We start from the raw sequence: 11,362 nt of genomic DNA, 5'->3' as shown, positions 1-11,362 counted from the left end.
TGCCACAAGACTGTATGTGTGCGACGAGTACGGTACGGTGCGGTGCGGTACGGTACGGTACGGTGCGGTGCGGTGCGGTACGGTGCGGTGCGGTACGGTACGGTGGCGAGCGGACGCGAATAGCACTGAGAACCCTCGTGCTTCAGTTCGGGGGAGATATCAATCAGTTACGTCCCAATCGAGCGGTCTTCCGTTCCACTTGTTGATAATCGGTTCGCGAAAGTCGGTGCCGAACGCTCGGGAGCTGACAGCGATAATCGGTGGTGCCTGGACGCGTTTGAACGTCGAGCGCGTGAGTCGGTTGTAGGTGTCGTAAACGGTCTCTTCGAACGCTTCTATGGTGTATCGGTCGTAGACGGAACGGCCCTGGCGGTCGCGATATCGTTCGGAGTCGAGTTCCTCGGTTTCGAACTGCGCGACGAGTTCAGCAGGGTCCATACGGTTTTCGAGCAAGTCGTCGACGAGTGGTGCGACCGTCGAGTAATCGAACGGGTCGACCTGGTCCGCTGCGAGTTCGGCCGATGGCTCGATTTCGAACGTCTCCGCTGGAATCAGCTCTTCTCCGTGCCGCTCGTTGACGTATCGAGCGACGTCGTAGACTTCCATCTTCGAGAGGTCGCCCAAGATATCGAGGCCACCATCCATGTCGCCGTACAGGGTTACGTACCCGAGAGCCATCTCAGTCTCGTTGCCGTTCGAAACCAACATCGCGGACTCATCTGCTGGCGAGTCGTTCGCTACCAACATCATGAGTAGCCCACGAACGCGTGCATACACGTTCTCTTTTGCCGTTTCGGAGTCGATATCGTCGTAGTGCTTCTCGTAGGTGTCCAGAATCTCGTCGTAAATGGACTGAACCGGAATGGTTCGGTATTCGACACCAAAATTAGCCGCGAGTACCTTGGCAATGCTCTTCGTGGTCTCTGTGTTGACCGCCGAGGGGAGGTTGAACGCAATTACATTCTCCGGCCCGAGTGCGTCGACACAGACTGCCAATCCGAGTGACGAATCGATGCCACCAGAGATTGGTTCGAGGATTTTCTCGAAGCCGGTTTTGCGAGCATAATCACGAACACCCATAACGAGTGCATCGTACAGTTCTTTTTCCCGGCGCTCCGTCGAGATAGTCGTCGGCGTGTATTGGGAATGGGAGTCAGACTGAGGGTGGGGCTGGGACTGAGAGCGGGACTGGGAGAGCACGGCGTCGTCTTGACTCACCGTGACGTGGACGCTGTCTTCGGTGAACTGGGCCGCTTTCGCAAGGAGTGTGCCGTCTGCGGCATAGACCAGACTATCGCCGTCGAAGACGAGGATGTTCTTCTCCACATCAGCGACGCCAACCGTATTCACGTAGATGAGTGGGAGTCCCGTCTGCTCGATGTGTCGCTGGATAATCTCGTGGCGGGTCTGTCGCTTTCCCGCTTCGAAAGGCGATGCGTTGATGTTGATGAGTAGGTCAGCGCCCGCGTCCGCGAGTTCCGTAATAGGCTGGCGGTCGTATTCCTCATCCCACATGTCTTCACAGACGGTGACGCCGAGGTCCATCTGTTCCCCATTGACTGCAATCTGGATGGGACTGATGTCTTCTCCAGCCTCGAAATAGCGCTCGTCGTCGAAGTATCGATAGTTCGGGAGCAGAACTTTCCGGGCGATTCCCCTGACAGTGCCGTTCTGGAGGACGGCAGCGGCATTGTATACGCCACGGTCGTCTCTGTCGATGACCCCCACGACGACAGCCGTGTCACCGGTTCGCCGGCGGATGTAATCGAGTGCGCGTCGGTTTTCGTCGACGAACGTTTCGTCTTCGATGAGGTCCCGGATACAGTAACCCGTAATTGCCATCTCTGGAAAAACGACGACGTCTGAACCGTCTTGTTCGGCCCTCTCAAGGCTATCGACGATGCGGTCGGTGTTCCCCTTGATGTCACCTGTGGTTGGGTTGACCTGTGAAAGGGTGACGTCGATATCCATATGCTGTCTTGGAACTAATTCGTGATATCACTGCCGAACTAGCGTATGTTCTCCCAGATTTGACACACAAGCCATCCAGTTTACGGTAGACTATACTAATAAGGGATAGTTTTTGGCCAGCCTAATAATCGAAACAATTTTATTAATTTAGGCCGGCCTAAATATCGTGGAACGTGAGACAATTCGTGACAACCCAGTAACACGACGCGACTATGTGAAGTACGGTGGGACAGTCATTGGTGTGGGGATACTTACTGGCTGTACGGGGAGCGGCGAATCCTCAACACCAACAGAGACAACATCCGGGTCTGTTACAGTGGCCGAAACCGCCAAAGAGACGTCGTACTCGGTGACGATGTCGCCCGCCGGAGAGGTTACGTTCGAGCAACCGCCGGAGAGTGTCTTCACAGTCCTCCCACATCATGCTGATATGGCGACCGCAGTCGGACACGGCGACGCCGTCACGTCGATGCTGTACAGCCCCGGATACAACGACGAGATATGGAACAAGTTTCTCGAACGCCTCGATGGTGTTTCTGTCGATTGGGCCGGTCTCCCCGGGTCGTGGAACCCGAGCAAAGAGTTACTCTACGAACTCGACAGTGACCTTCACCTCGCCGACCCTGCCTACATGACGACCATGCAGGGGTGGAGTACCGACGATATCGAAGAAATCACTGAGAATGTCGCCCCGTGGTTCGGGAACACACTCAGCAGCGCCAACAAAGAACCACCGGCAGGTTGGGCCGAGGGGTACCAGTACTACACACTCTGGGAGATTTTCGAAAAAGTCGCACAAGTCTTCCAAGCGGAGGCGCGATACGAGGCACTCGCTGATGTGCATGCCCAAGTACTCTCGACTATCGAAGGAAACCTCCCGCCCGAAGACCAGCGTCCGACAGCGGCGATGGTCATTTTTGCACAGTCAGAAGACAGCATGTACGTGTACGCGCTAAACGGCCCGGGTTTCCTGACGGCCCACACTCGACCGCTTGGCGCGGCAGATGTCTTCGCGGATGTACAAACTGAGTCGTCCGTCGACTTCGAGGCGCTCATCGAGGCCGACCCGGATGTCATCCTCTGTCTCGCCGGGATGTCCGAATATAGACACGTGACGAAGGTACGCGACCGTCTAAAGAGTAATCCGACGACGAAGTCACTCTCAGCCGTTCAGAACGACCGTATCTACACGCAGGGCGGACGCAACCAGGGGCCACTCATGAACCTCTTTCAACTTGAGATGGCGGCAAAGCAACTCTATCCCGACATTTTCGGGGAGTGGCCGACCTACACTGAAGGGCCGTACCCGGAGATTCCCGCAGACGAACAGTTGTTTGATCGCCAACGCGTTGCAGACATTATCAAGGGCGACTTCTAGATATTATGGTCAATTTCTAAATAACAAGGTCTACTCCCATATAGAACCCAAATCGAATTAGGGTCGGTCCAGTTCTTTATCCCACGCTTTCCACGTCTTCACCAGTGGAATCATCGTATAATCGTCGACGATCTGTTCTCCATCGAAGAGGTCCCAAACGTACTCTTTGAGTGAGTTCAAATCCGCGTGCCAAGTGCTAAATACGAGGTCGTACTCACCGAGACAAGAACTCGCATTGTAAATGAGACCCTCATCGATGAGTTTCGTAATAAACTCTTTTCTGACATCAGATGACACGTGCTGGTCGAACGTGACGAGAACTTGCGCAGTTACGAGGTCTGCCTCTTGAAGCACAATTACTGCGAGAATTTCGAGTACATCGCTTTCCTGGAGTTTCTCTCGGCGGCGGCGGACTGCTGTTCGAGAGAGTCCGACCCGTTCTGCAAGTTCAGTGTCGGAGATCCTCCCATTCTCGTTGAGCGCACGGAAAATCTCGTAATCGTGTTCGTCGAGGTAATTCGAGAGCACCGCCTGCGGCGTATCGGGATTCGGAGCAGTGCCGTCAACAGATTTGGGGTTGAAATTTTCCATACGAAATTGTATCTATGAGACAATTTGTGACTTCTGATCGAATATGCTAATCAAAACGGAATAGAAACTGTGTCCCATTATCACCGTGTGTTCAGTGTGGGGAAATCAACTTCTCGGTGACATACACCGAAGTAGCCTCAACACACTTACAATAGGACGAGTCGCGAGGGGTCTCCGATATGCTGTCCACCCTGTGAGCAACGCATAGTCATCAACTAGTTGTGAGAATTGGTGTTCTCAGAAAGAATATGGTTCGAGGCCATCTATCAATAGACAACGATGTACAGGAACCACGCTAGCAATGTCAGCGTCTGCTGGCGCGGTCAACCAACATCGGTTCGAAGGAGTGGAAGTCAGAAACGCCGGCACCGGTTTCACAATAATCTAACGACAGCGTCCAGCCGAATCACAAATTCACACAAAATAATCAATGAGCGATAACACCACGAACCAAGGACTAGAGGGGATCACAGTTGCAGAGACTCGAATTAGCGACATCGATGGCGAAAGTGGCGAACTTGTGATTGGTGGGTACCCCATCGAAGAGCTTGCAACAAACGCGACCTACGAGGAAAGTATCTTCCTCCTCTTGAACGGCCGACTCCCAACCGATAGAGAACTCGCCAACCTCCGAGCCAAACTCGCGGCCCGCCGGGAGATTAGCGACGAAGTACGGGCGGTGCTCCGGCGTGCTGCCGAAGAAGAAAAACCCGCGATGGATGCCCTTCGGATGGGCGCTGCGACAGCAACCATCGGGACCGAAGATGGCACCCCACAGGACGATGCGCAGCGAGTAATCGCCGCCTTCCCGACGATTGTAGCCACGTACTGGCGATATCGGCAGGGGAAGAAGCCGGTCGCACCGCGCGAAGATTTGGGACACGCCGCAAATTATCTCTACATGCTGAGCGGTGAGGAGCCGACCGACGCCGCCATCCGTGGGTTAGAAACGTACCTCAACACGGTTGTAGACCACGGGGTGAACGCCTCGACATTTACTGCGAGAGTCGTGGTTTCGACGGAGTCAGATCTCGTATCGGCAGCCACCGCCGCCGTCGGGACACTCAAGGGGCCACTCCACGGCGGCGCTCCGGGACCTGTCCTCGACATGTTCAAAGAAGTCCACGAATCCGGGGAACCAGAGGGGTACGTCCGCGAGACGCTGGAGCGTGGCGAACGCCTAATGGGGTTCGGCCACCGCGTCTACCGCGTTCGGGACCCACGCGCAGCGGTGCTCTCGACGGCCGCCGAGCGCTTCTACGAGGCGAGTTCGAATACGGAGTTCTTCGAGACCGTTCAAGACCTCGAAGAGTGCGCTGTCGATATCTTGGCGGAGCACAAGCCAGACCGGCGACTGGAGACGAATGTCGAGTTTTACACCGCTACGCTCCTTCACGGCCTCGGTATCCCGAAAGACGTGTTCACGGCGACGTTCGGCGTGTCGCGAGTCGGTGGCTGGATGGCGCACTGTCTCGAACAACTGGAAAATAATAGAGTAATTCGTCCGCGGGCACACTACGTGGGCGCGACTGGACGGACGTGGACACCAGTCGACGAACGATAGGTCCGCCAAATGTAGGATTTCACAGTTATTTGTTCGCTGTCTGAATGTCGAAGTGCTGCGTCTGCAACTCGGAGAGTAATCTGTTTGAACGGCACGAGAACCCATCTCACCACGATACAGCGAATTATCGGCCAGGCGGCGAGAGGATAATCGACCCTTCATCTGTTCTTTGACCTGGCGGTGCGGGTCAGCAGACCACCAAGTACCAACACTCAAGCATTCAAATACATTAACGGATACCTTCGTACATACTTTAAATATTACAATAGTATTCTAGATTGTACACTATAACACACCCAATTGAGGCCAAATGGTTCAAGATTGCCAGTCGAGTGTGGTGGAGAGACAGTAGTCCAACATCGGGTGAAGATAGGCATAACGGTATGACACAGAACGATTCAGTCGAAAACGAACCAGCGAGTATCGATCGTCGAACACTCCTCAAGTCAGCTACTGCAGTCGGTTTGGGGGGCGGGTTGCTTACGTTCAGCACTCCATTTGTGAGTGCACAAGCGGGAGGTCCTGTCATTCTTATGGGGATTGATACTGAGGACGGCGGCATAGGTGGGCACGGACCGGTCAGCACTTACGTCGATATTGTCAACGATATCCTCAGTAGGGTGACTAACGGGAACAACGGGATTCTCGTCGTTGGCGGCAGCGCCAACAGCCCGGTGACGACGTTTTGGGACCGTATCGGGACTGATACGGGCGAATCAGTCACGTACGTCAGGGGAAGCACCAACATCCGGAGTCAGAGTTTCAGCGGGTTCGCGATGCTTGCTGTCGTCAGCAGTGCACCCGAAACGACCGGCGGGATGTCGCAAGCGGAAAATGACGCCCTAGTCAGCCGTTCGGCAGACGTCGCGTCTTTCGTAGATAATGGGGGAGGACTGTTTGGCAGCTCCCAAACCGACTTCAACAACGCCTGGGCGTATATCGCAGATATTGGCAGCTTCACGACCAATACAGGTCTCAGCTATAGTGACGTCACACCAACTACGGAAGGTAACAACATCGGTATCGTCGATCCAGATCTGGACCTCTGTTGTTGGCACGATACCTTCACCGCTTGGCCGAGCTTCCTCGATGTGCTGGCTTGGCAAAGCAACTCCGTTGGCCAACAGGCGGCAGCACTCGGTGGAGCTAGAGTGACCTTACAGGCACCGGATGCCCAGTGTACGGCATCTTTCCCGGGCAACAAAGCTTGCGTCACGGATACGGTAACCTTCGACGGATCGGGGTCGAGTGACCCCGACGGTGACGACTCCAAACTCACTTACAGGTGGGACTTCGACGGGGACGGTATCACCGACGCAATCGGTCAAATCGTTACACACAGCTTCTCAAGTCCAGGACAGAAGACGGTTGTACTGACGGTCATCGACGAAGACGGGAAGTCATCCACTTGCACTGAGGTGGTTAACGTGGTAGTCTGTAATCGACCACCAACCGCCAACTGTGAAATAATCATCCCGAACGACTGTGGAATATCCTTCCCGGGCAACGTTTCAGCGACGGGTGAACCAATCTTCTTCGACGGGACGGGATCGAGTGACCCCGACGGTGACGTACTTACCTTCGAGTGGGACTTCGACGGGGACGGTATCACCGACGCAACCGGTGCAGTCGTCAAACACACCTTCACGACCGGCGGTAAAAAGACGGTTACACTCACAGTCACCGATGAACACGGTGCATCAGACACCTGTACGTTGACACTCACCGTGGCGATCAAAGCCGAAATCGATGTTAAACCCTGCTCTGAACCGAGTCCGATCAATCCCAGAAGTAGGGGCGTCACCCCGGTCAGTGTCAAGCAGACAAGCACATTCAACCCGACCGAACGGATTGACGTGGGGTCACTCCGCTTCGGCGACCCGGAGGATGTGAAGGTTGGCAGCGGTGCGAGTCCCGCCCATAACGGTCACGTCGAAGACACGGTTCCGTGTGGAGGAGACGGGAGAGATGACCTCGTACTCCACTTCCCAACTAGAGACGCTGGCTTCGACGGCGACGAAAATACGGGCCGATTGGAGGGCATGACACACGACGGTGTCCCGGTGTTTGGGGAGGACCGCGTGAGATTGGTCGGCCGGTGATTAGCATCAATCCCTCTTCACTCACTGTTTTCGATGCAAACTGGTCACCACCGCGTTCACTGACTCGCGGACGACTGCACCAGTAATCGGAGCGTCCGAAGGCCGACAAACCGAGGAACGCGGTCCAGATATTGCTCGTACTCGTCTCCGTACTGCTCTCGCAGCCACGGCTCTTCCGCGAGCGGGAAGCTGAACCACCACGCTAAGTAGAATCCACAGAGTGGAATCGCAAACGGCGAACCGGCTATAAAGGCATACCCGACCGTCGCGAGAACGTAGCCGACATACTGTGGGTTTCGTGAGTACTGATACAGTCCATCCGTCCGTAATTCACCTTCCAATCCTTGCGTCTGTTCCACGCCGAGGTCGAACGTCGAGATGGTGACGGTGACGAACCCGACGATAGCGAGCACGATTCCAAGATAGAACACCCAGGTCGGGAGACCGAGGGTTCCGAACTGGAGGATACCGAGTCCCAATAGCGATAGGTTCAGCGTATGCGAAAGCCCCCAAAACGCGTGGAACTGGAGGTTCTTTTCGCCGAGCGGATAGTACGACGTATAACCGAGTATACTCGCCCAGACGCCCCCGAGATTCACCACACCGGCCACAAGTCCGATACCAAGCAACACCTCGCTGAGTGTCAATAGCATCAGTTAGTGGTAGCATTGAGACCTGTTTTGGCGTTACGGCGGCACACTTAGCTAGTTTAAATACAATGTCAGTTTTGCACAACGTATATGAAATATCTACGGGCCACACTCCGCCAACCGAACTGGATGTTACATCCGATGCAGCAGTTCATCCGCGAGAACGACGTCGTCCACTACGAGGAACTGTTGTCGTGGAATATTGAGACAGGAGGGGACATCGAGTACGAGCTATAGTAACGTTTGCAAGTCAGTGCACACTCAATCGACCGCTGTCGTGCGGTCGGATGTGTCTCCAGTTGCAAACGCTACTATATTTTACGTAGAGGCAGCCCGTGAGCCGTACGAAGACGCGATTTCATCCGTAGACTCGATTCGGTGGTACGAAATAACCCCGATTGATGAGAATTCGTTTTACGTCTATATCTGTCAAGAAACTCGGACCGAAGACCGGACGTGGCGTGAGGCATATACTGAACTGGACCTCGTCGTCTTGCCACCGGTCATCTACGACGCTGACGCAACATTTGAGATGACGCTCGTCGGAGCAGGAGAGGACCTACGGACACTCATCGAGCGGTTGCCGCCGAGTATCGACGTGACTATCCGTTCGATTGGAACGTTCGACCGCCGCCACGAGACTGTCGCCACAGACTGCACCGAACGACAGTTCGAGGCACTCCAAGCGGCTGTTGCAATCGGTTATTACGATGTCCCCCGTCAAGGGACGCTAAACGATGTAGCACGTGCGCTCGATTGTGCGGAGAGTACTGCCTCCGATTTGCTCCGCAAAGCCGAATCTGCCGTGATGAAACGGCTGGTAACTCGGTATACTCACGAGTCTTAGATTTCTCTCACGGCCGTCTGGCCGGGAGGTGTATCCACCAATCAATTATTCAATACTATTATATGCTGGTGAGGTTACATTTCGTGTACACAGCGGAGTGTGATTGGTCGAATGTCTATGAATCTCACTGTCGAAAATCTCGGAATGGAGTACGGAAGTACCTGGGCGCTTCGAGATATCTCCCTTTCGTTCGATAGCGGCGTCGTCGGACTTCTCGGACCAAATGGTGCAGGGAAATCCACCCTAATGCGGATTATTACTACCTACCAAGAACCGACCGAGGGGACGGTCCACTGGAACGGAACTGAGGTGACTGAAAACCCACAGGCAATTCGGGAAGACCTCGGCTATCTACCGCAGGACTTCGGAGTCTATCCAAACCTGACTGCAGAAGAGTTCCTGTCGTATCTCGCTGGCATCCGAGGAATCAGCGATGCAAGTGACCGAATCGAAGAATTACTGCGACTGGTGAACCTCGAAAACGACCGAGACCGTCGATTAGGCGGCTTTTCGGGAGGAATGAAACAGCGTGTCGGCATCGCGCAAAGTCTCCTCGCCGACCCGGGGTTGCTCGTCGTCGACGAACCGACAGTCGGACTCGACCCGGAAGAGCGGGTCCGCTTCCGAAACCTCCTTGCAGACCTCGCCGAGGACCGTATCGTCATTCTTTCGACGCACATCGTCTCGGATATCGAGGCAGCCGCAAACGACATTGCGCTGCTCTCAAACGGAGCGCTCGTCGCCCACGAACGGCCGAGCGAACTACTGTCCCGAGCTGCTGATTCTGTCTGGGAGTGGGTTGTCCCGGATTCGGAATTGGCGACAGTCAAACAGGAATACATGGTAAGCGGGACGACGCGAACGCGAGACGGCCTGCAAGTTCGTGCCGTTGCAGACGACGTCCCAACGCCCGAAGCTACGCAAGTCGAGCCGACGCTCGAAGATGCCTACCTCTATGTCACCGGCGGAGGAGCACGGTAATGCTTACAGCGGTACTCGCAGTTGCACGAGCGGACTTCCGAGAGCGCTCTCGGACCGCGAAGTGGCTCGTCGTGCCCATCATTTTGGCGTACTTCGCGAAACTCATCACGGTCGACTCATCACTCGTCGTCGCCGGTGAGTACACAGGCGTTCCGACAGCCGCATGGTACGGTGCAATGCTGAGTGCTATCGGGACGAATATGCTGTTCGTATTCGGGTTTGTCCTTGTCGGCGGGAGCGTAAGCAGGGACCGAGACACCGGCGTTTCGGAACTCGTCGCAACATCGTCGCTCTCGGACGGCAGTTATCTCCTCGGCAAATGGGCGAGTAATTTCGCGCTCCTCGCGATAACAACGCTGGTCCTCGCCATCTTGACTGCCGGAACCTTCGTTATCCAAGGAACGGACGAGTTCGACCTCTGGGCACTGTTCTCGCCATTCATTCTGGTAACACTGCCGACAATGACGGTAGTCGCGGCCGCAGCCGTTTGCTTCGAGAGTAACCGATTCCTCCGCGGAACGGCCGGAAACATCATCTACGTGGTTGCCGCGATGTTCCTGACGATTTTCGGAGCGTATTCAGGAGCGGTCGACCTCATGGGAATCAATATTTTCAGGGAGAGCATGGCGCAAGCGATAGCCTCGCAGTATCCAGCGTACGACGGAACGAACGTCGGGTTTCTCTACACTAATACCGCTGGAGAACTAAAACCATTCAACTGGTCGGGTGTCGCGTGGTCGGTGAAGCATTTCGCCACGAGAGTGCCAATCTTCGCGACGACTGGGATACTATTCGTTGGCTCGTACGTGTCCTTCAATCGGTTCGATACGACTAGTTCGTGGTCAGCCCCCTCTCTTACGCCTGAGCGTGAAGAAAGCGAGAATGGTAGCAACGAGGCGGAATCACCGCAACTTGCGGCAACAACCGACAATCAGTCTCGGAACCGGACTACAGACGTTTCATCACTGCCACCTGTTTCACAGACCGGCATCCGGTTCCCTCAGGTGTTTCTCTCCGAACTCCGCCTCGTCGTTCGAGGGCACCCTCGCTGGTGGTACGTTGCCTGTGGACTCGCCCTACTCGGGTCGTTCGTTCCATCAGTGGCTGCACTCAGGTCCGTGATAATACCATTCGCGCTCCTGTTACCCCTGTCACTGTGGTCCTCTCTCGGAACCCGAGACCAAACGCACCGAACCCAAGAACTCGTCTTTGTAAGCAGTGGCCGGAATGTGCTGTTGGCGTCGTCGTACCTCGCAGCAGTCACAGTCGGTATTGCAC

At 55.1% G+C, this 11,362-nt stretch carries 9 protein-coding genes; 6 read left to right on the top strand and 3 right to left on the bottom strand.

All coding sequences use genetic code 11. The annotated features are described in order from the left end of the window. Window positions 1–159: 159 nt before the first annotated feature. Complete coding sequence (locus QT222_RS14330; protein WP_491477551.1) at window positions 160–1,971, bottom strand: NAD+ synthase; 1,812 nt, start codon at window positions 1,969–1,971, stop codon at window positions 160–162. Between the two features lie 166 nt (window positions 1,972–2,137). Between QT222_RS14330 and QT222_RS14325 the strand changes: the two genes are divergently transcribed. Continuing rightward, complete coding sequence (locus QT222_RS14325; protein WP_491477550.1) at window positions 2,138–3,349, top strand: ABC transporter substrate-binding protein; 1,212 nt, start codon at window positions 2,138–2,140, stop codon at window positions 3,347–3,349. A gap of 57 nt (window positions 3,350–3,406) precedes the next feature. On the opposite strand, the gene QT222_RS14320 is transcribed toward QT222_RS14325, so the two are convergent. Next, a complete protein-coding gene (locus QT222_RS14320) occupies window positions 3,407–3,940 on the bottom strand; it encodes an Lrp/AsnC family transcriptional regulator (RefSeq protein ID WP_004060953.1) in 534 nt (177 codons plus the stop codon). Window positions 3,941–4,370: 430 nt separating this feature from the next. On the opposite strand from QT222_RS14320, the gene QT222_RS14315 reads away from it, so the two are divergent. Both QT222_RS14315 and QT222_RS14310 read left to right on the top strand, forming a co-directional pair. Then, window positions 4,371–5,504 carry a citrate synthase gene (locus tag QT222_RS14315; RefSeq protein ID WP_491477549.1) on the top strand — a complete coding sequence of 378 codons (1,134 nt, stop codon included), beginning with the start codon at window positions 4,371–4,373 and terminating at the stop codon, window positions 5,502–5,504. 533 nt (window positions 5,505–6,037) lie between these two features. Next, entirely contained in the window at window positions 6,038–7,606 is a 1,569-nt protein-coding gene (locus tag QT222_RS14310; RefSeq protein ID WP_491477548.1) for a PKD domain-containing protein, read from the top strand. A 56-nt stretch (window positions 7,607–7,662) separates the two neighbouring features. Here the strand turns inward: QT222_RS14310 and QT222_RS14305 are convergent, their stop codons facing one another. After that, window positions 7,663–8,259: a methyltransferase family protein gene (locus QT222_RS14305; RefSeq protein WP_004060950.1), complete on the bottom strand. Its 597-nt coding sequence runs from the start codon at window positions 8,257–8,259 to the stop codon at window positions 7,663–7,665. 286 nt (window positions 8,260–8,545) lie between these two features. On the opposite strand from QT222_RS14305, the gene QT222_RS14300 reads away from it, so the two are divergent. The 3 genes from QT222_RS14300 to QT222_RS14290 all read left to right on the top strand — a co-directional run. Then, window positions 8,546–9,103: a helix-turn-helix domain-containing protein gene (locus QT222_RS14300; RefSeq protein WP_491477547.1), complete on the top strand. Its 558-nt coding sequence runs from the start codon at window positions 8,546–8,548 to the stop codon at window positions 9,101–9,103. A 117-nt stretch (window positions 9,104–9,220) separates the two neighbouring features. Further along, window positions 9,221–10,084, top strand: a complete 864-nt coding sequence (locus tag QT222_RS14295) for an ABC transporter ATP-binding protein (protein WP_004060948.1) — start codon at window positions 9,221–9,223, stop codon at window positions 10,082–10,084. Next, the coding region (locus QT222_RS14290; RefSeq protein WP_491477546.1) for an ABC transporter permease at window positions 10,084–11,362 on the top strand (1,279 nt) is incomplete at its 3' end. The genes QT222_RS14295 and QT222_RS14290, both read left to right, overlap by 1 nt.

The organism is Haloferax sp. s1 (genome assembly GCF_058382125.1).
The sequence above is the reverse complement of the archived record's forward strand: the minus strand, read 5'-3'. Positions and strand labels throughout refer to the sequence as shown.